At 68.5% G+C, this 20,359-nt stretch carries 20 protein-coding genes; 11 read left to right on the top strand and 9 right to left on the bottom strand.

Translation table 11 applies throughout. The features are described from left to right. Positions 1-53: 53 nt before the first annotated feature. The gene (locus ACIBGM_RS42680) at positions 54-866 is read right to left on the bottom strand and encodes a phosphotransferase family protein (protein ID WP_396388800.1); all 813 of its coding nucleotides are present in this window, start codon (positions 864-866) and stop codon (positions 54-56) included. A 145-nt stretch (positions 867-1,011) separates the two neighbouring features. Between ACIBGM_RS42680 and ACIBGM_RS42675 the strand changes: the two genes are divergently transcribed. Further along, positions 1,012-2,976 carry a translation factor GTPase family protein gene (locus ACIBGM_RS42675; RefSeq protein ID WP_360520084.1) on the top strand — a complete coding sequence of 655 codons (1,965 nt, stop codon included), beginning with the start codon at positions 1,012-1,014 and terminating at the stop codon, positions 2,974-2,976. 14 nt (positions 2,977-2,990) lie between these two features. On the opposite strand, the gene ACIBGM_RS42670 is transcribed toward ACIBGM_RS42675, so the two are convergent. Continuing rightward, positions 2,991-3,779, bottom strand: a complete 789-nt coding sequence (locus ACIBGM_RS42670) for a putative protein N(5)-glutamine methyltransferase (RefSeq protein WP_360520082.1) — start codon at positions 3,777-3,779, stop codon at positions 2,991-2,993. Positions 3,780-3,913: 134 nt separating this feature from the next. Further along, a complete protein-coding gene (locus ACIBGM_RS42665) occupies positions 3,914-4,804 on the bottom strand; it encodes a LysR family transcriptional regulator (RefSeq protein ID WP_396388799.1) in 891 nt (296 codons plus the stop codon). A gap of 116 nt (positions 4,805-4,920) precedes the next feature. On the opposite strand from ACIBGM_RS42665, the gene ACIBGM_RS42660 reads away from it, so the two are divergent. From ACIBGM_RS42660 to ACIBGM_RS42625, 8 genes are all read left to right on the top strand, one after another. Further along, on the top strand, positions 4,921-5,946 hold the full coding sequence (locus tag ACIBGM_RS42660) for a hydroxyacid dehydrogenase (protein WP_360520078.1): 1,026 nt from the start codon (positions 4,921-4,923) through the stop codon (positions 5,944-5,946). A gap of 13 nt (positions 5,947-5,959) precedes the next feature. Further along, positions 5,960-7,102 carry a mandelate racemase/muconate lactonizing enzyme family protein gene (locus tag ACIBGM_RS42655; RefSeq protein WP_396388798.1) on the top strand — a complete coding sequence of 381 codons (1,143 nt, stop codon included), beginning with the start codon at positions 5,960-5,962 and terminating at the stop codon, positions 7,100-7,102. A 9-nt stretch (positions 7,103-7,111) separates the two neighbouring features. Then, a complete protein-coding gene (locus ACIBGM_RS42650) occupies positions 7,112-8,422 on the top strand; it encodes an ABC transporter substrate-binding protein (RefSeq protein ID WP_396388797.1) in 1,311 nt (436 codons plus the stop codon). 6 nt (positions 8,423-8,428) lie between these two features. Next, positions 8,429-9,373, top strand: coding sequence for a sugar ABC transporter permease (locus tag ACIBGM_RS42645; protein WP_360520072.1), 945 nt, complete (start codon positions 8,429-8,431; stop codon positions 9,371-9,373). Continuing rightward, on the top strand, positions 9,363-10,187 hold the full coding sequence (locus ACIBGM_RS42640) for a carbohydrate ABC transporter permease (RefSeq protein WP_360520070.1): 825 nt from the start codon (positions 9,363-9,365) through the stop codon (positions 10,185-10,187). Before ACIBGM_RS42645 ends, ACIBGM_RS42640 begins: the two co-directional genes overlap by 11 nt. A 3-nt stretch (positions 10,188-10,190) precedes the next feature. Continuing rightward, a complete protein-coding gene (locus tag ACIBGM_RS42635; protein ID WP_396388796.1) occupies positions 10,191-10,976 on the top strand; it encodes a sugar phosphate isomerase/epimerase family protein in 786 nt (261 codons plus the stop codon). A gap of 33 nt (positions 10,977-11,009) precedes the next feature. Continuing rightward, entirely contained in the window at positions 11,010-11,465 is a 456-nt protein-coding gene (locus tag ACIBGM_RS42630; protein ID WP_360520066.1) for a carboxymuconolactone decarboxylase family protein, read from the top strand. Between the two features lie 79 nt (positions 11,466-11,544). Further along, positions 11,545-11,901 carry a YciI family protein gene (locus ACIBGM_RS42625; protein ID WP_360520064.1) on the top strand — a complete coding sequence of 119 codons (357 nt, stop codon included), beginning with the start codon at positions 11,545-11,547 and terminating at the stop codon, positions 11,899-11,901. Between the two features lie 89 nt (positions 11,902-11,990). On the opposite strand, the gene ACIBGM_RS42620 is transcribed toward ACIBGM_RS42625, so the two are convergent. The 3 genes from ACIBGM_RS42620 to ACIBGM_RS42610 form a co-directional block, all read right to left on the bottom strand. Continuing rightward, positions 11,991-12,128 (bottom strand): hypothetical protein, encoded by a 138-nt coding sequence (locus ACIBGM_RS42620; protein WP_396388795.1) that lies wholly within the window; start codon positions 12,126-12,128, stop codon positions 11,991-11,993. A 576-nt stretch (positions 12,129-12,704) separates the two neighbouring features. Continuing rightward, entirely contained in the window at positions 12,705-13,754 is a 1,050-nt protein-coding gene (locus ACIBGM_RS42615; protein WP_360520060.1) for a LacI family DNA-binding transcriptional regulator, read from the bottom strand. Between the two features lie 89 nt (positions 13,755-13,843). Next, positions 13,844-14,554, bottom strand: a complete 711-nt coding sequence (locus ACIBGM_RS42610; RefSeq protein ID WP_360520058.1) for an SDR family oxidoreductase — start codon at positions 14,552-14,554, stop codon at positions 13,844-13,846. Between the two features lie 54 nt (positions 14,555-14,608). Between ACIBGM_RS42610 and ACIBGM_RS42605 the strand changes: the two genes are divergently transcribed. Then, positions 14,609-15,163 (top strand): MarR family transcriptional regulator, encoded by a 555-nt coding sequence (locus tag ACIBGM_RS42605; protein ID WP_360520056.1) that lies wholly within the window; start codon positions 14,609-14,611, stop codon positions 15,161-15,163. A gap of 71 nt (positions 15,164-15,234) precedes the next feature. Continuing rightward, positions 15,235-17,529, top strand: a complete 2,295-nt coding sequence (locus tag ACIBGM_RS42600) for an ATP-binding cassette domain-containing protein (RefSeq protein ID WP_396388794.1) — start codon at positions 15,235-15,237, stop codon at positions 17,527-17,529. Here the strand turns inward: ACIBGM_RS42600 and ACIBGM_RS42595 are convergent. The 3 genes from ACIBGM_RS42595 to ACIBGM_RS42585 all read right to left on the bottom strand — a co-directional run bounded on the left by ACIBGM_RS42595 (position 17,503) and on the right by ACIBGM_RS42585 (position 20,266). Next, positions 17,503-18,336: an SRPBCC family protein gene (locus tag ACIBGM_RS42595; protein WP_360520052.1), complete on the bottom strand. Its 834-nt coding sequence runs from the start codon at positions 18,334-18,336 to the stop codon at positions 17,503-17,505. The two genes, ACIBGM_RS42600 and ACIBGM_RS42595, sit on opposite strands and share 27 nt — an antisense overlap. Positions 18,337-18,368: 32 nt before the next feature. Beyond that, entirely contained in the window at positions 18,369-19,385 is a 1,017-nt protein-coding gene (locus ACIBGM_RS42590; RefSeq protein ID WP_360520050.1) for a winged helix DNA-binding domain-containing protein, read from the bottom strand. A gap of 92 nt (positions 19,386-19,477) precedes the next feature. Then, a complete protein-coding gene (locus ACIBGM_RS42585) occupies positions 19,478-20,266 on the bottom strand; it encodes an SGNH/GDSL hydrolase family protein (protein ID WP_360520048.1) in 789 nt (262 codons plus the stop codon). Positions 20,267-20,359: the final 93 nt, after the last annotated feature.

Here is a 20,359-nt window from a genome sequence, read left to right as displayed (position 1 = left end):
CACCCACCCTGGGCACGCCCGCCACATCACGCGGGCCTGCAGCCAGTAGCGAGTCACGCGGCTAGCTCCCGCGTGATTCTCTGGACGTGCGCGGCGAACCAGTCGCCGCCTGCCTCGTGCTCCGCGTGCAACGCCATCAGCGACCAGACCACTCGGTAGGACGACAGCGTCCGGTCGAGGTCCGGGGTACGACGTAGGTCGTAGCCAGCCAGGAACGCCTCGGTCGCGGCCTCGCCTGACATCGTGAAGCGGGCCACGTCGAACAGGGGGTCGCCGTACATGGCGTCGCCCCAGTCGATGACGCCGGTGAGTTCGTTGCCGACGGCATACAGATGGCGCGGGTGAAGATCGGCGTGCAGCAACACGGGCTCGACCTCGGCCACGGTGTCGATGAACGGCGGGACGACCTCGCGGACGCGTCGTGCCAGGTCATCGGGCACGACGTCGGCGAGCACGTCGAGACGCTCGATCGTCTGCTGGAGCTGAGCGACCCAATTGCCTTCACCACGAAGACTGTGCAGTCGGCGGAACCCGCGGCCGGCCGCCTCGAAGACCGCAGACGCCTCGGAGGGGCCACCAGGAACCTCGGCACAGATGAGGTACGACGGCTCCACGACGAGGACCTCCGGCGCAGGCACACCGACGGACCGGGCCAACGCGCAAGCCCGCGCCTCGGCCTCGACCGTCGTACCCGACTTGAGGTAGTAGACGCCTCTCGAGGTGTGCAGCCGAAAGGTCTGGTTGCCGGCGAATCCCTGGACCGGTTCGACCATCGCGACCGGGCCGAGAACGGCGTCAGCGAGCGCACGGGCGTCGAGTGGGGGCGGCGGCACCACGTCAGCGTAGCCGTGAACGGTGAAGCCCACAGCTAAATTGTTTGCCGGTCGAAAACCGACGCTGCTGTACTCGTGCCGGTAAGCACAGGTGCCGAGTCAAGGAGAGCAGCGATGCGACCTCGCTTCATGTCAATCGCGGACCGTACTCACACCTGTGCAAGGGACATGAAGCGTTGTGAAAGTACTGAACCTTGGGATCCTGGCGCATGTCGACGCCGGTAAGACCAGCCTGACCGAGCGGCTGCTGTACGCCGCCGGGGTCATCGACGAGGTCGGCAGCGTCGACGCCGGCAGCACCCAGACCGACTCGCTCGCGCTGGAGCGCCAGCGCGGGATCACCATCAAGTCCGCGGTCGTGTCGTTCACGATCGCCGACGTGGCGGTCAACCTGATCGACACCCCCGGACACCCGGACTTCATCGCCGAGGTGGAACGCGCGCTCAGCGTGCTCGACGGCGCCGTACTCGTCATCTCGGCCGTCGAGGGCGTGCAGGCGCAGACTCGCGTGCTGATGCGGACGCTGCAACGGCTCCGGATCCCGACGCTGATCTTCGTCAACAAGGCCGACCGGGCGGGCGCGCAGTACGACGGTGTGCTGAAGAGCATCGCGGACAAGCTGTCCCCCGCGATCGTGCCGATGGGCTCGGCCGACGGTCTCGGCAGCCGGTCGGCGACGTTCACGCCGTACGGGCCGGACCATCATCCGGGGATGCTCGAGGTGCTCGCCGAGCACGACGACGAGCTGCTGGCGACCTTCGTGGAGAACGAGAAGGCCATCTCGTACGACGATCTGTGGTGCAAGCTCGCCGCACAGACACGGCAGGCCATCGTGCACCCGGTGTACTTCGGCTCCGCGATCACCGGCGCCGGGACGGACGCGCTCACCGACGGCATCCGGGAGCTTCTCCCGCTCGCCGCCCAGGACCTCGACGTGCCTGTTGACGGGTCGGTCTTCAAGGTCGAGCGCGGTCCGGCCGGCGAGAAGGTCGCCTACGCCCGGATGTTCGCCGGTACGGCGCGCGTCCGCGACCGACTGCGCTTCGGCCACAACAGCGAGGCGAAGCTGACCTCGTTGGAGGTCTTCGGCGAACCGGCAGCCACCGAGGTGCGAGCCGGCCAGATCGGCAAGCTGTGGGGCCTGGCGGACATCCAGATCGGCGACCGGATCGGCTCCAGCCGGCATGAGGGCGGTGGGTTCTTCGCGCCGCCGACGCTGGAAACGGTCATCTCGCCGGCCCGGCGCTCCGACAAGGGCAACCTGCAGGTCGCTCTCACCCAGCTGGCCGAGCAGGATCCGTTGATCAACCTGCGTCAGGACGACGTGCGGCAGGAGACGTACGTGTCGCTGTACGGCGAGGTGCAGAAGGAGGTCATCCAGACGACGCTGGCCACCGAGTTCGGGATCGACGTCGAGTTCCGGGAGACCACCACGATCTGCATCGAGCGGATCGACGGTGTCGGGCAGGCGGTCGAGTTCAACAAGAAGGACGAGAACCCGTTCCTGGCCACGGTCGGCCTGCGGGTCGAGCCCGCGCCGGTCGGCGCGGGGGTCGGCTTCGAGCTGGAGGTCGAGCTCGGGTCGATGCCGTACGCGTTCATCAAGGCGGTCGAGGAGACCGTCCGCGAGACCCTCGGGCAGGGCATCCACGGCTGGGCGATCCCGGACGCGCGGGTGGTGATGACGCACTCGGGCTACTCGGCGCGGCAGAGTCACGCCCATGCCGTCTTCGACAAGAGCATGTCGAGCACGGCCGGCGACTTCCGGTTCCTCACGCCGCTGGTCCTGATGACCGCGCTGCAGCAGGCCGGTACGACGGTCCACGAGCCGATGCACCGCTTCCAGCTCGAGATCCCGACCGACACGACTCGCCCCGTACTGGCCGCCCTGGCACGGCTGCGCGCGATCCCGCAGGTGCCGGCGCTGGCGGCCGAAACGTCAACCCTGGAAGGAGAAATCCCGGCAGCCGCGGTCTATGGTCTCGAACAGCAACTCCCCGCCCTCACCCGCGGCGAGGGCGTCCTGGAGTCGGCCTTCGAGCGCTACCACCCCGTGGCCGGCCCCATCCCGAACCGGCCACGAACCGACCACGACCCCCTCAACCGCCGCGACTACCTCCTCCACGTCCAACGCCGAGTGTGAACGGCCCTCGGTGCCTACGCGACCGCTTGAGTGCCTGCGACAACGTTTGCGCCGCGGTCTTCGTCGGTGGTGATGTGGGCGGTGAGGCCGTGCTCCTGAAGGATGGCTCTCGCCAGTGGGGCCTGGTGTTCGCTCATCTCGACGAAGAGGTGGCCGCCGGCGGCGAGCCACTCGGGAGCCGCGGCGGCGACTCGGCGCAGGGTGGCCAGTCCGTCGGGGCCGCCGTCCAAGGTGACGTGCGGTTCGTAGAGCCGGGCCTCCGGTGGAAGCAGCCGGATCTCGTTCGTCGGGACGTACGGGACGTTGGCGAGCAGTACGTCGACCCGGCCCTTCAGCTCCCCGGGAAGCGCGGCGAAGAGGTCGCCCTGGTACACCGCCCCGCCCCACGGCACCAGGTTGCGCCGGGCACACGCGACCGCGGCCAGCTCGATGTCGGCGGCGTACAACTCGACCTTTCGCTCGGCCGCCACCGCCGCGCCGAGCGCACCCGAACCACACCCCAGGTCGACGACGACAGCGCCCGGCGTCGTCACCCGCAACGCCTCCTCGACCAGGAACTCGGTACGGCGACGCGGAATGAACACCCCCGGATCGACAACGATCCGAATCCCGCGGAACGACGCCCAGCCGAGCACGTACTCCAGCGGAAGACCGGCGACCCGGCGCTCGACCATCACCGCCGCCTCCGTCTGGTCTCGGGCGGTCGACGCGATCAGCGCGGCCTCGTCCTCGGCGAACACGCAGCCGGACGCGCGCAGCCGCACGACGGCGTCGGAGATCTCAAAAGCAGAAGAAACAGACACGGAAACCCTTCGACTACGAGGCTCCCGCAGTCAGCGCACGACGCCGACCGCTCGAGGCGGGAGCAACCAACCTGCCTTACCGGTAATCGGTCCCACCCCCTCAGTCCGTAGTTGCGACAACCTTACCCCGAAGCTCAGCCGTCCAGGTGCGGGATGTCTCGCAGGGAGTCGGTGAGGCGTTGGAGGGCTGGGTTGGGGCTGTCGGGGTTCCAGCAGGCGTGCAGGGTGACGGAGTGGGCGTCGGCGGCGTCGAGCTCGCGGTAGCGGACGCCTTCGACCTGCATGGCCATGATCGAGCGCGGGATGAGGGCGCATCCCAGCCCGGCCCGGACCAGGGCCAGCATCGTGGGGACCTGGGACGCGAGCTGGCTGACGGCGTAGCGGTCCATGCCGATCATCGCCGCGCAGATGTCGTGCAGGTACTGCGATCCTTCCGGGCTGTAGCCGATGTAGTCGTCGGTCACGTCGACGAGCGCCACCGGCGACTCCCCCACCGCCAGCGGATGATCAGCCGCTACGGCGAGCACCAGGTCCTCCGAGTGGATCAGCAGCGACTCGAAGCCCGCCGGAATTGGCGGCCGCACCAGGCCGACGTCGATCTCCATGTTCGCCAGCGCCTCGAACTGCTCCGGGCTCACCAGCTCGGTCAGCTCCGCGGTCACCGCCGGCGTCCGCTTGCCGACCATGGTGAGGAAGTCCGCCAGGACGGCGTACGCCCCGATCGCAGTGAACGCGATCCGCAGCGTCCCGGTCTGCCCCTCAGCCGCGCGCCGCGTCGCATCCGGCGCGACCTCGAGCAACGCGAGCACCCGCCGCGCGTGCTCCAGGAAGACATCCCCGGCCGCGGTCAGCCGCACTCCCCGGCCGGTGCGGTCGAACAGCCGCACCCCGAGCGTCCGCTCCAGGCCCTGGATCTGGCGGGTCAACGGCGGCTGGGTGATGTTCAGCCGCTCCGCGGCCCGGCCGTAGTGCAGCTCCTCGGCGACAGCGACGAAACCCCGGAGCTGCTGCAGGGAGAGATCCATAGCGGGCACCGTACCCATACCCACGCGGTATCGGTCAATACGAAAACGGGCTTGGACCTGCATAACGGAAAGCGCCTACCGTCGAGGGCAACGCCCAACCAGAAGGAGCCTCCACGGTGCCCAAGCTCGCTGCCCTGTTCACCCCCGAACGCGCCGCCGACGTGGTCGACCCGCAGACCCGCCGGCTGCTCGAGGACCGGTTCGAGGTCGTCTGGGCCGGGGCCGAGCACGCCGCCGGACCGGGATCGCCCGGCCGCCCGGCCGCCCTCGACCCGAGCGCCGTGGCCGGCCTCGCCACCGGCGCGGACGTCCTGCTCACCAGCTGGGGTACGCCGCACCTCGACAAGGAACTGTGGACCGACGGCACCGGTCCGAAGGTGGTCGCGCACGCGGCCGGCTCGGTCAAGAACCTGATCGACCCGGTCGTCCTCGACCAGGGCGTCGCCGTCTTCTCCGCCGGACCGCGGATCGCCTGGTCGGTCGGCGAGTACTGCCTGGCCGCGATGCTCACCCTCGCCCGCCGCCTCCCCCGCTTCGACCACGCGGTCCGGCAGGGCGGCTGGAAGCAGACCGAGTTCCGCGGTCATGAGCTGGCCGGCGCGAAGGTCGGCATCATCGGCGCCAGCAGCACCGCGCGGGCACTGATCACCTTGCTGAAGCCGTTCGGCTGCGACCTCGTCGTCTACGACCCGTACCTGACCGCCGAGCGCGCCGACCAACTCGGCGTCCGCACGGCAACGCTCGACGAAGCCGCGCAGAGCCCGTTCCTCACCATCCACGTCCCGAACGTGCCCGAGACCAAGGGCATGATCACGCGCGAACTGATCGAGCGGCTCCCCGACGGCGCGGTCGTGGTCAACTCGTCCCGCGGTCCGGCGATCGATCAGCCCGCTCTGCTCGACCACGTGCTCGACGGACGCCTGTACGCCGCTCTCGACGTCTACGACCCGGAGCCGCCGGCCTTCGACAGCTCGGTTCTCGAAGCACCCAACCTGCTGCTCAGCCCGCACATCGCGGGCAACGCGGAAGAGGGCCACCTCGCCCTCGCCGGCTACGTGCTGACCGACGTGCTCCGCTACCTCGAGGACGGCAGCCGCGGACCGAGCTTCGTCGACCCGGCCGTGTGGTCGATCGCGGCCTGAGAGGACGACGCTCATGTCCCGGATCACTCAGGTCGAGGTCGTCCCGGTCGCGGTCCCGTTCGCGCGCCGGTTCGTCCTCGGCAGCGGAGCGGTCGGTTCACCCGGCGAACGGCCGGACCAGGCCACCGCGGTCGTCTTCGTCAAGCTGACCACCGAGGACGGCGTGGTCGGCTGGGGTGAGCAGCGCGCGTTGCCGAGCTGGAGCTACGAGACCGCCGAGACGATGGCCGTGGTGATCAAGCGGCACCTCGCGCCGATCCTGCTCGAGCTCACGCCGTTCGACGTCGAACTGTTCCACCAACGCGCCGCCAAGCGCCTCAGCCCCTCGGTGTCGAACGGCTTCCCGTTCGCCCGCGCCGCCGTCGACGTCGCGATGCACGACGCGGCCGGCAAGCTGGCCGGCGTCCCCGTGCACGCACTGCTCGGCGGCAAGGTGTACGACGAGATCCCGCTCTGCTCGGCGATAGGCGTCGGCGACTCCGACGCTGTCCGCGAGCACGCCCTCCAGTCGTCGGACTACTCGGCGTACAAGGTGAAGATCGGTGGTGACCTGGACGCGGACACCGCCGCGATCGAGACCGTCGCCGAGGTGGCCGACGGCAAGCCGCTGTGGCTCGACGCGAACCAGTCCTACCGTCCCAGCCTGCTGAAGCAGCTCCGCGACCGTACGGCGGGAATCCGCACGATCCACTGCATCGAGCAGCCGGTGCCGAGCACCGACACGCTCGCGATGCAGCGGCTGCGCGGACTGATCGACCTGCCGATCGCGATCGACGAGGGCAGCTTCTCCGCCCAGGACCTGGCCCGGGCGATCCGGCTGGAGGCCGCCGACCTGGTCGTCGTCAAGGTCTGCAAGTCCGGCGGCCTGCGCAACGCCCTGAAAACCGCCCAGACCGCCCTGGCCGGCGGTCTCGAGATCCTGGCCAGCGGCCTCACCGACTGCGGGGTCGCGTTCGCGGCCGCGCTGCACGTGTTCAGCCAGCTCGACCTCGCCCTGCCTGCCGAGCTGAACGGGCCGGAGTTGCTGTCCGACCTGTACGTCGACGGGCTGACCATCACCAAGGCCGTCGCCACGGTCCCCACCGCCCCCGGGTTGGGCGTCCAGGTCGACGAGGACCGCATCCGCGCCGAGTCGATCGACCTCGAATACAGCTGAGGAGAAGCCATGCAGAAGTGGCTGTCCCGCCGCAGCTTCCTCGAACTCACCGGCCTGGCCGGAGTGGGCGCGGTGGTGGCCGGCTGCTCGTCCGGTCCACCGCCCGGCGCCGCGACGTGGGCGATGTGGTCCAGCAGCGCCGCGGAGAAGAAGGTCTGGGAGGACTTCAGCAAGTACGTCGAGCAAGAGCTGAAGGTGAAGTCCGTCCCGACCCTGACCCCGTCCAACGGATATCCGACCAAACTCGACCTGCAGCTCGTCAGCGGCACGGCGAGCCTGGTGACCGCGATCAACGGCACGCTGATCCCGACGTACGCCGCCCGGGGCGCGCACCGGCCGCTCGACGACCTGATCGAGGCCGATCCGGACTTCGACCCGGACGACTTCTACCAGCCGAGCCGCCGGATCTCGAGCTTCAACAGCAAGACCTACGCGATCGGCTTCGACGTCGCGCCGACGGTCATGTACTACAACAAGACCCTGCTGCAGAAGGCCGGAGTGGACCTGCCGTCCCGCACCGAGCCGATGTCGTGGGCAACGTTCCGCGAGCTCGCGATCGAGCTGACCGAGCCGCCGGACCAGTACGGGTTCACCTGCGCGCCGGCCATCGACGACCTGGTGTCGTGGATCTACTGCGCCGGCGGCAACGTGATGAACGAGCAGGCGACCCGCAGCACGCTCGGCGACCCGGAGGCGATGGAGGCGCTGCAGTTCGTCATCGACCTGTTCGTGAAGGACAAGGTCACGCCGCCGATCAAGAACCTGGTCACCGAGAGCTCACTGTCCAACTTCATGGAGGGCAACGTCGCCTTCATGCAGAACGGGCCGTGGCAGGTGGTCAACGTGCGCAAGGCCAAGTTCGACTGGGACATCATCCCGTTCCCGGCCGGCGCGGTCGGCAGCACGCCGCGGGTGTCCGGGTCCAGCTTCGCGATTCCATCGGGGGTGCGCGAAGGTGCCGACCTGGACCTGGCCTGGAAGTTGCTGAAGACGCTGACCAGCACCGGCGCGCTCGACATCTACGCCAGGGCCGGCCGGAACAACCCGGCCCGGCTCAGCGCCGGCAGCGCGTTCCAGCCGCCGCCGGACAACCTCGGCATCGTCCAGCAGATCCTGGCCGGCAAGGTCGCCGGCGGCCATGCGTTCGACGTCACCACGAACTGGAACCAGGTCAAGCAACTGCTCGGCCAGGACCTGCCCAGGACGTTCCTCGGCCAGGTCACCGTCGCCGACGCGATCAGCGGGTTGACCCCGCGTCTCGACGTACTGATGCGGCAGCACCAGGACAACATCCGCCAAGCCACTGCCAGGAAGGGGTGACCACCCATGGCTGTCGATACTGCGACTGCCCCGGCCGCGACCGCGCCACCACGTCCGGCCTCGAAACCGACACCACGCTGGCGGAACCGCGAATCGCTGACCGCCTGGCTCTTCATCCTGCCCAGCCTGATCGGCTTCCTGACCTTCACCGCCGGACCGGTCGTCGCGGCCGGCGTCATCTCGCTGCTCGACTGGAACCTGTTCAGCGCGCCGACCTGGGCCGGGCTGAGCAACTTCGCCCGCCTCGGCCCCGACCCGACCTTCTGGTCCGCGCTCGGCAACACGGTCTACTTCACCTTCCTGAGCGTGCCCCTGACGATCCTGGTCAGCCTCCTACTGGCGCTACTGCTCAACCAAGGGCTGCGCCGGGTCGCGGTCTTCCGGTCGCTCCTGCTGTTGCCGTACGCAACCATCACGGTCGCGGTCGCGTTCGTCTGGATCTGGCTCTACATCCCGCACGACGGCCTGGTGAACGCCGTGCTCGGGTGGTTCGGGATCAACGGGCCGGCCTGGCTGATCTCGGACACCTGGGCGATGCCGGCGCTGGTCGCGATGAGTGTGTGGAAGAGCTTCGGGTTCGGCATGGTGGTGTTCCTGGCCGGCCTGCAGGCGATCCCGCAGCAGCTGTACGAGGCGGCCCGGGTGGACGGGAGCTCGACCTGGCAGAGCTTCCGCAACGTGACCCTGCCGATGCTGTCACCGGCGCTGTTCTTCGTGATCGTGACCTCGGTCATCGGCTCGTTCCAGGTCTTCGACCAGGCGCTGATCATGACCAACGGTGGTCCGGGCACCCGCACCACGACGCTGGTCATGTACATCTACCGGACCGGCTTCGAGAACTACGACCAGGGGTACGCCGCCGCTCAGTCGCTGGTCCTGTTCGCGTTCATCGTCCTGATCACCGCCACCCAGTTCGTCTTCCAGCGGAGGCTTGTGCACTATGACAACTGATCTCCGCCGCCGGTTGGTGGTGTTCACCTGCTTCCTGGTCACCGCGATCACGCTGATCCCGGTCGTGATGATGGTGCTCGTCGGGTTCCAGTCCGACGGCGAGTCGATGGCCGCGAAACCGTCGTTCTGGCCGAGCACGTGGCACCCCGAGAACCTGACCCGGGCCTTCGACCTGGTGCCGCTCGGCAAGTACCTGCTCAACACCGTCTACTTCGCCGCCGGAACGACTCTGCTCGAGACGATCACCGCAGCGCTGGCGGCGTACGCGTTCGCCCGGCTGAACTTCCCGGGCCGGAGCTGGCTGTTCGGGATCTACCTGGCCACCTTGATGATCCCGTCGCAGGTCACGCTGATCCCGCAGTTCGTACTGGTCGCGAAGCTGCACGGCATCGACACCTGGCCGGGGATGATCCTGCCGCACGCGTTCACCGCGATCGGCGTGTTCCTGCTCCGGCAGTTCTTCCTCGGCATCCCGCGCGACTACGAGGAGGCCGCCCGGCTGGACGGCGCGAACCGCTGGCAGGCGTTCGTCCGGATCATCGTCCCGCTGGCCGTGCCGGCGATCGCGACGTTGGCGGTGTTCAAGTTCATCGGCCAGTGGAACAACCTGCTCTGGCCGCTCATCATCTCCAACAGCGACGCGACCCGTACGGCGTCCGTCGGCCTGCAGGTGTTCCAGGACACCAACGGCACCCAATGGAACCTGTTGCTGATGGCAGCGACCGTCACCACCGTCCCGTTGATCATCATCTTCTTCCTGACCCAACGCTGGTTCGTAAGAGGCATCACCATGAGCGGGCTGGGAGGCCGCTGACACATGACTCACACGTGGTCCGTCTTCACCAAACCGTGGTCGGAGTTGCCCGGTGACGAGCTCGGACGGCTGGTCGCCGGACTCGGCTTCACCGGCGCCGAGATTCCGGTCCGCGACACCGCCTACGTCACCCCGGCCACCGCCGAGGCCGAGCTGCCGAAGTTCTCGGAGCAGTTGCGGGCCGAAGGCATCGAACCGATCAGCGTCGCGAGCGAGCTGACCGAGCGCGTCTTCGCCGCGTGCGCCCAGGCCGGCGTCCCGATGATCCGGATCATGGCCGAGCTGGGTCCCGACGGTTACGCGGCCTCGGTACGACGAACCCGCGAGCTGCTCGAGGAAGCCGCCGTACTGACCGCGCAGTACGACGTCCAGGTCGGCATCCAGCCGCATCACGGGCGGTTCGTGCCGTCGACGCTCGGCGTGCTGCAACTGCTCGACGGACTGCCCGAGCAGTTCAAGCTGGTGTGGGACGCGGCCCACGACGCGCTGGCCGGTGACGACCCGGCCGTCACCCTCGAGCTCGGCGCGGACCGGCTCGGCATCGTGAACCTGAAGAACGCCAAGTACATCCGCACCGACGCCGGGTGGAAGACGTACTTCGTGCAGGCCGACGAAGGGATGTCCGACTGGTCGGTCGTCTTCGCCACGTTGCGGCGACTCGGGTGGACCGGGCCGATCTGCCTGACCGGGCAGTACTCCGATCCCGCCGTACCGGTGGCGGAACGACTCGAGCAAGATCTGCTGGCCGCTCGTGTCACATTGTCCGGCCAGGCTCCGTCAGGAGGGTGAAGACAACAAAACCTCACTGATGGAGACCCTCCCATGACTGCACGGATGACGAACCCCGCGATGCTGCTGCCGGACGCGACCAAGGGCGTCCAGAACATCTTCAAGGCCGTCCACCAGGGCGGTGTCCCGGCCACGACGCTCGAGCTCGTGCACCTGCGGGCCAGCCAGATCAACGGCTGTGGTCCGTGTGTGTTCGGCGGCGTGAAGTCGGCGGTGAAGAACGGCGAGACCGACGAAAGACTGCACCAGGTCGTCGCGTGGCGCGAGTGCGACCTGTTCACCGACGCGGAGCGGGCCGCGCTCGCCCTGGCCGAGGCCGCGACCCGGATCGCCGACCGGCCGGGCTCGGTGACCGACGAGATCTGGGCCGAGGCGGCCAAGCACTTCGACGAGACCCAGCTGGCCGCGATCATCCTGATGATCGCGCTCACCAACATGTTCAACCGGATCAACACCACCACCCGGGAGCCTGCCGGCGCGACCTGGTGACTGAGTAGCGTGGAAGCGCCCGTGTCGAAGTTGGCACGGGCGCTCCGACGTACCCAGGGAACCGGAACCGGAGGTAGTGATGAAGTACATGCTGTTGATCTACGGCAACACCGAGACCTGGGACACCCTGCAGGCGCTCGGCATCGACGGGGTGCTCGACCAGCACCGCAAGCTCACCGAGGAGCTGAAGGCGAACGGCGAGTTCATCGACGGCCTCGGCCTGACCACCGCGAACGCCCGGGTGGTCCGGGTCAGCGACGGAGTGCCGGCCGTCACCGACGGGCCTTTCACCGAGGCGAAGGAGGTGCTGGCCGGCTACTACCTGGTCGACTGCAGCCCGGAGCGGGCGGTGGAGATCGCGGCCCGGCTGCCGGAGGCGCCGTACTCGCCGATCGAGATCCGTTCGTTCACCGACCCGATGCCGGAAGAGAAGTAGGGCTGCTCCAGGGACTTGCCGGCCTCAGCTGGGCGTTGACACCTGAGACCGGCGAGTCACTGACTCAGCCCTTCACGGGGCCCTGGTCTTCAGTGGGGGTCGCCCGACGCGAGGATGACCCCACCTGAGGCGGGCTGATCACCCATGCCCCGGCCACCCCGCACGAACACGGTGGCGCCCTGCTCCGGAGCCGGAGCGCCGTGGCCGAGTCGCAGCGTGGTGGTCATTCCGTTGCTCAACCTCAGCACCGCCACGCGTCGCGGCTGCACCGACGGGATCGACGAGCTCACCTCGTGGATGCCGGTGCACACCGCCGGTTGGATCGAAGCCCGTCCGAGACCTGCGTTGCCGTGACTCCTCACATCACGGCACTGCTCGGCGAGCCTTGTCATCGCTGACACACTTCCCCCTTCTCCTCATCGTTCTCCCCGAGTGACGGTTGGCGCGACTGCCCTCACACCGACGCCTGTACCGGCGCCGAAAACGACGCAGGTACGGCACAGCAGTCGCACACTCCCCCGTCCTTCCCGCACCCGGAAACGACGCGGAAGTGATCAGGGAAGCCTTGCTGAGAGTGACGGCGTTTTCAAGGGATCGTGACAGGAATCCCGCGTACCGGGACCCGTGTCCAGCTTTGATCGTTCACCGAAACTTTCGACACCAAGTGCCCACTGAAAGCAGTGGTCCCATTGAGATATCCGGCGCTGGAAGACGTTGTTCCAGGCAATTGCGGACACGCTGAATGGGTTTTCGCCTGGCTTGTGCGTTTGTTTGATATTCCGAGCCAAGGTATAGACGCTCGGTTAGCGGGTCGTACTGGCGCGCTTGATGATTTGGTGGGGAATGATGACTCTGCGTGGTGCGGCGTCTTTGTCCGCCATTCGCTCGGCGAGCAGGTCGAGGGCGGACCGGACGAACTCGCGTCGGTCGAAGTCGACCGTCGTCAGCGGCGGGATCATGAACTGGCTCTCCAGGATGTTGTCGAACCCGGCGACCAGCGTCTGCTTCGGTACGTCGATCCCGGCGGTCCACAACGCCGACAGCGTGCCGGAGGCGACCGTGTCGGTGAAGCAGAAGAACGCGTCCGGCAACTCGTGCTCGGTCAGGTACTTCCCGACCACCGTCGCCGCACCCTCCGGGCGCCACCGGTCCAGGTTGATCTCGAGCGCCGGATCATTCGGTACGCCGGCCTCCGCGAGCGCCTGGCGGTATCCCGCCGTACGCAACCGGGACGCCGCCGTACCAGGTGCGTCCGCCGTGCCCCCGAGCACGCCCACGCCGCTCGATCCGCGCGGGATCTCCGGCACGCCGACCGCGGCGATCCGGCGGCAGCCCCGCGCCAGCAGGTGATTCGTCATGTCGCGCGCCGCGGTGACGTTATCGATCGCGACCTGGCTGACCACGTCCTGGTCGACGTCGCCGATCAGGACGACGGGCGGTAGCGGACCGGCGGTCATCACCGCGCTGTCGTCGACGTTGACCGGGTTCAGGATCAGGCCGTCGACCAGGTGCGCGCGGCCCTTGGACAGCAGCTCGAACTCACGCTTCGGCTCGGCCGCGGTCTGCTCGATCTGCACACCCCAGCCGCGCTCGTGGGCGAGCTCGACGACCAGGTGCGTGATCTCCGCGGAGTACGGCCGCAGCAGGTCGGGCAGGGCCAGGGCGATCATCCCGGAGCGGCCGTTGCGCAGGCCGCGAGCGCTCATGTTCGGAACGTAGTCCAGCTCGGCCAGGGCCTGCTCGACCCGGGCCCGGGTCTCCGGACGAACGAACACCACGCCGTTGATGACGTTCGACACCGTCTTCGGGGACACCCCAGCCAGCTTGGCAACATCTTTGACGGTGGCACGCATACCGCCATTGTCACACTCAGGCCGTGTCTGGTGATCCCGCGCCTACTGCGCGGCACCACCAGACACGACCCGACCACGTTGTCACGAACTCACCTGGTCGGGCGGGCGCCGCCGTTCACGTGCAGGACCTGGGCGGTCAGGTGGCGAGCGGCGGGCGTGGCGAGGAAGCGGATCGTCTCGGCGATGTCGGCCACCGTTCCCTCCCGCTTCGTCATCGTTGCCTCCAGCAACCGGGTACGGCGCTCGCCGGTCAGCTTCCCCTGGAAGAACTCGGTGTCCGCGGTGAACCCGGGCGCGACGACGTTCGACGTGATGCCGCGCGGGCCGAGCTCGGCGGCGACGTCGAGGCTGTACATCGCCAGCCCGGCCTTGGACGCGCCGTACGACCCGGGCCCGCGGGCGCCGGCGATCGAGCCGACATGCACGACAGCTGTGGTGAGACGCGGCGCGAGCGCCGTGGTGGTGAGCACAGCACTCAGCAGGTTCGCCTCCAGGTTGGCCAGCCAGTTCGCCTTCAGCTGGGCCAGTCCCCCGTCCGGCCGATTGAAGTCCGTGTTCCCGCCTGCATTGTTCACCAGTACGTCGACCCGCTCCGGCAGCTCGCCGAGCAGCCGCTCGACCTGTTCCGGGTCGGTCGCGTCGCACACCACTCCCCTGGCTCCGAGGTCGGCGGCCGTCTTGGCCAGCACGTCCTCCCGCCGGCCCGTGATCACCACGTCGTCGCCGTCACGGCGGAAAAGCTCGGCCGTCGCCCGGCCGATTCCGGTCGCTCCGCCGGTCACCACGATCGTGCGAGTCATCGCACTCCTCACGTTTAGGTCTAAATGTTTAGGTCTAAACGTAGCATGGTGCCCATGACCTCCGAACGCGACGGCTATCCCTTCGACGGGCCCAGCCCCTACCCCGCCGCCGAGATCGCGCAGGCCTGGCAGCGGGAGCGGCCCGGGACGCCGACGGACTCGATCGAGATCGTCACTCCCCTGTGGCGCTTGGCCAAGCTGTTCGCCGACGACCGGCGGCGGGTGCTGTCCGACCTGGGCGTCGATCCGGCCACCCTCGACCTGCTGAGCGTGCTCCGCCGGGCCGGCAAGCCCTACGAGCTCACGACCCGCGAGCTGAGCCGCCGTACGCTCGTCACCGCCGGCGCGATCTCGCAGCGGGTCGCGCGGGCCGAGGAGTCCGGCCTGGTCACCCGCCGTACGGCGTCCGACGGCAGTCGCGCGGTCCTCGTCACCCTCACCGAGGCCGGTCACGACCTGGTCGAGCGGACCGTCGACCAGGTCCTGACCCGCGAGGCCGAACTGGTCGCATCTCTCACTCCGGCGAACCGCTCGGTACTGGCCGGACAACTGCAGGAACTGCTCGGCCAGGTCCAGCGACTGGCCCGCAAACCTTCGTCGGGCGTGTAAGGTTTTCGCATCCGGACAGGCGCGATCTTCAGCCTAAGTTCCTACGACTGCTTCAATGTCACAATTGAAGGATGCCTGCTACCGAATCGACCGGGACCGCCGGTCACACGGCCGCCGACAGTCATGACGCCATCCAGGTGCGCGGAGCCCGCGAGAACAACCTCAGCGGGGTCTCGCTGGACATCCCCAAGCGCCGGCTCACCGTCTTCACCGGAGTCTCCGGCTCCGGCAAGTCGTCCCTCGTCTTCGACACCATCGCCGCCGAGTCCCAGCGGCTGATCAACGAGACCTACACCGCCTTCGTCCAGAACTTCATGCCCAGCCGCAGCCGGCCGGACGTCGACTCGCTGCGCAACCTGTCCGCCGCGATCATCGTCGACCAGGAGCGGATCGGCGCCAACTCCCGCTCCACCGTCGGTACGGCGACCGACGCGCACACGATGCTGCGGATCCTGTTCAGCCGGGCCGGGACGCCGTACGTCGGAGGTCCGTCGGCGTTCAGCTTCAACCTGGCCGACGGGATGTGCCTGGAGTGCGAAGGGCTGGGCCGGACCACCGAGTTCGTGCTGGACGAGCTCGTCGACCGGGACAAGACCCTCAACCAGGGGGCGATCAAGGCCCCCGGGTACGCCGTGGACAGCTGGCACTGGCAGCTGATGGCGACGACCGGCCTGTTCGACCCCGACCTGCCGCTGAAGGACTACCCGTCCGACAGCTGGCAGCAGTTCCTGTACTCCGAGCCCACCAAGGTCAAGGTCGGCAAGAGCAACCTGACCTTCGAGGGCCTGGTGTCGAAGCTGAAGCGCAGCTTCCTCAGCAAGGACCGCGACTCGATGCAGAGCCACCTGCGCGCGTTCGCCGACCGGGCGATCCGTCAGGCGACCTGCCCGGCGTGTGGTGGCGCGCGGCTGAACGAGGCGGCCCGGTCGGTCACGGTCGATGGCCGGACGATCGCCGAGTGCTCGGCGATGCAGATCAGCGACCTCGCGGAGTTCGTTGCCGGCATCAACCACCCGAACGTCGGCCCGATGGTCGAGGGACTCCGGGAGACGCTGGACTCGATGGTCACGATCGGGCTCGGCTACCTCAGCCTGGACCGCGAGTCGTCGACATTGTCCGGTGGCGAGGCGCAGCGGGTGAAGCTGGTCCGGCACCTCGGCTCGAGCCTGGCCGATGTCACCTACGTGTTCGACGAGCCGACCGTCGGGCTGCACCCGCACGACATCCAGCGGATGAACGACCTGCTGCTGCAACTGCGGGACAAGGGCAACACCGTGCTGGTGGTCGAGCACAAGCCGGAGACGATCCGGATCGCCGACCACATCGTCGACCTCGGACCGGGCGCGGGTCTGGCCGGTGGCCGGCTCTGCTACGCCGGCGACCTCGACGGCCTGAAGAAGTCGCGCACCCTGACCGGTCGTTACCTCGACCACCGAGTCAGCGTCCGGGACGACGTACGGCGGCCGACCGGCACACTGTCGATCGAGGACGCGAACCTGCACAACCTGAAGAACGTCAGTGTCGACGTCCCGCTCGGGGTGCTGACCGTCGTCACCGGGGTCGCCGGGTCCGGCAAGAGCTCACTGATCCACGGGTCACTGGCCGGCCGGGACGGCGTGATCGTCGCCGGGCAGGAGCCGATCCGGGGATCGAAGCGCAGCAACCCGGCGACCTACACCGGGCTGCTCGATCCGATCCGGGCCGAGTTCGCCAAGGCGAACAAGGTGAAGCCCGGACTGTTCAGCGCGAACTCGGTGGGCGCCTGCAAGACCTGCAAGGGCATCGGCCTCGTCTACACCGACCTCGCGATGATGGCCGAAGTCGCCTCGGTCTGCGAGGACTGCAACGGCGCGCGATTCACCCCCGAGGTGCTCGCCTATCGGTTGCGGGGCAAGAACATCAGCGAGGTACTGCGGATGACGGTCACCGAAGCCCGTGAGTTCTTCACCCGTGGCCCGGCCCGAAGCATCCTCGACCGGCTGTCGACGGTCGGACTCGGGTACATCGGCCTCGGGCAGCCGCTCACCACCCTGTCCGGCGGTGAACGGCAGCGGCTGAAGCTGGCCATCAACATGGGTAAGACCGGGTCGGTCTACATCCTCGACGAGCCGACGACGGGTCTGCATCTGGCGGACGTCGACAAGCTGCTGGCGATGCTCGACACCCTCGTCGACGAAGGCAACACGGTCATCGTGATCGAGCACCACCAGGCCGTGATGGCACATGCCGACTGGCTGATCGACGTCGGCCCGGGCGCCGGCCACGACGGCGGGCAGGTGATCTTCACCGGTACCCCCGCCGACCTGGTCGAGAGCAGCCCGAGCCTGACGGCCGAGCACCTACGGCTTTACGTCGCGGGTCACTAGCTCGGCGCCCAGAGCCTCGATCAGGTCGCGCCAGGCATCGAGGTAGGCAGCGGCGGGGCCAGTCTGGGTCAGGACCAGGCGGGCTCCGCCGTTGCCGTCCCGAAGCGTCCAGCCGACCTCGCCCTGCGACCAGGTGTAGGTCAACCGCTCCGGCTCGGCCGCCTCGGTGACCGTCCCGGGATCAACGCCCTTGGCAACGAACCCGGCCGGCGGCGTGCTTCCGACAGTCGCGGTGGCGGCACCGGCGAGCAGTTGCCAGACGAGCTCCTTCGGGCGCACGAGCTGCCGCTCGAACCGGATCCCACCATCGTCGTCCACGGCCCCTTGGTCCAGGCCGTACACCTTGACGAAGTGCTCGTGCAGCTCGGCGTAGTCCTTCTCCGGGACCGCCGATCCACCGAGCACGTGGTCCAGCGCGTCGAAGCACAAGGTCCAGCCGCTGGTGTAGCTCGCCGAGCCCGGCCGGTCGTCGTAGGTCGCAGTCAGGTGCAGCGTGCACCCGTCGGCGGACGCGACGAGCTCCCAGCGCAGCACCTCTTCACCCCAGGTGTACTCGATCAGCCTTGGTGGTTCGTACGCGCGGATCACCCCGGAACCATGCTGCTCCACCGGGGCGTCCGGGTCGTCCTGGAAGGTGAAGGTGACCGCTCCGTCCAGCCGCAGATCCAGCTCGACCGCGGCCGGGAACCACCCGGACAGCTGCCCCGGCTCGGTGATCGCCCGCCAGACCTTCTCCACCGGATGCCGTAGCTCGCGCTGCATCCGCAGGACCGTCCGGCCGTTCTCCGTGCTCAAGGTCTCGGTCATGACCCCATATATACCCGATCAGGCATATACGATCAACCGGCGAACCGGGCCAGGTCCTCGAGCTCTCCTGCCATGGCCGCGGCTGAGCCCTCGAACAGCTCGTAGGACAGATCCGCGTGCTTCCAGGACCCGATCACCCGGCCGGCCTCGACGATCGCCGGACGCAACATGCCGCCCCCGGGATGGATGTGCTTGCGGTACTCCTCGGCCAGCGCGTGCCGCCGGTCGGCGTACCCGAGCAGGTAGGGGTCGAACTCCCCCAGCAGCCGCAGGTCCGGAGATCCCGGCAGGTCCTCAACTGCCGACAGTTCGACTCCTTCGACCTCGAACGACTCGGTCGCAACCGCCTGCAACCCCCGCCGCGCGGCAGGCACCGGCAGTCCCGACCAAGTGGCAAAGTCGCGTGCAGTCGCCGGGCCGTACGCCGTCAAGTACAGCCGGGTCAACCCCTCGAGGTCCCCGTCGAGGACAAGTGGCTTCCCCAGCCAGTCACGGACGGCAACCCACGTCTCGCCAGGTCCGTAACACAGCCGGCCGAGCAGCCCGACGTGCCGGATCAGCGCGTACACCTGCTGCCCCTTGGGCGAGGCGATCAGCCCCGCCTTCACCAGTACGTCGGCCAGACCCGAGCGATCCGTGGGACCTTCAGCCAGCAGATGCGCCTCGATCACGTCGACCGCCTCGGCGCGGATCGATGCAGTCAGGCCGAGTTCGCCGTACCGGCGCTCGGTGTCCTTGATGAGCTTCGGGCCGAGCAGCCCGAGCAACGGGCCGGCGTGCTCGGTCGCGACGAGTTGGAGGGTGCCGCGCATGAACCAGCTCCGGACCACCGAGCGGTCAGTCTCCTGGGCGCGGGACACGTCGGCGAGAGTGGTCGCGGTCGAGCGGGCCCGGACGGCGTACGCGGCGCCGCGCCAGGTCTGCGCCTGCAGTCCCCCCGTCCGGCGCACGACGTCGGCCACCCCTCCGGGGCCGGCCTCGTCCACCGGACGCGCGAGGCAGTTGGCCTGGAACCGGGCCGCCAGGAGCCAGTCCACAGACCTTCGCACCACCCCAGCATGACACCACAAACAACTCTTCCGCGCAGCAAGAACTGGTCTGCCGGATTGTCCGGCAGACCGGTTGTCCGACCGAAGGATCGTCAGGTGAGGTGGTCGTCGACCAGGTTGGCGTAGGCGGCCTGGCCGGTGACGTTCGGGTGGTAGGACTCGCTGACCGGGTTGGACAGCCCGTTGATCCACTCCGGGCTGCCGCAGACCGCGTGCCCGATGAACGCGCTGGTCGGGTTGACGAACGCGAACCCGGCCGCGCTCGCCGAGGCCGCGATCTTGGCGTTGAGCAGGTCGGCGGTCTGGTTCAGCCGGGTCATCTCGGTCGGGCTGAAGAACGTGCCGGCGTTGCAGTCGGTGCCGTTGAACAGCCGCGGGTAGCCGACCACCACGACCCGGGCCGAGGCCGCCCGGCTGCGGATCGAGCCGTACAGGCCGTTCAGCCGGCCGGGCAGCGTGTTGGTGATGATCGCCTGCGCGTTGTTGATCGCGCCGGTGCAGTCGCCGAGCCAGGACGGCTTGGCGCACTCGGTGATCACCGACGAGAACCCGGCATCGTTGCCACCCACCTGGACCGACACCAGGTTCGTCGAGCTCACCACCGAGCTCAACTGGTTGGCGGTGACGTCGGCGACGCGCGCGCCGGAGCAGGCGACGAAGGTGAGGCTGGCGCCGATCCGGCCGGCGTCGATGTACGGGTAGGCCTTGGTCGAGCGCTGGCAGGACCCGCTGCTGGTGATGTAGCTGCGGGTCCCGACACCCGAGGCGTAGGAGTCCCCGAGGGCCACGTAGTTGGGTGCGGCCGCGTGGGCGACCCCGGGACTGACGAGGAGCGCGGCGCCGAGGGCCGCGGCCGAGAGCAGGCTGGCGATGGACTTCATGGGCGGACCGCCTTTGTGCGAGGGGTGGCGACAGAAGCACTAAGGGTCACGATGACCCAACCCGTCGGTAACACACAAGGGCCTGGTAAGAAG

It is taken from the genome of Kribbella sp. NPDC050470, from assembly GCF_044458365.1.
Taxonomy (GTDB): domain Bacteria; phylum Actinomycetota; class Actinomycetes; order Propionibacteriales; family Kribbellaceae; genus Kribbella.
The sequence above is the reverse complement of the archived record's forward strand: the minus strand, read 5'-3'. Positions and strand labels throughout refer to the sequence as shown.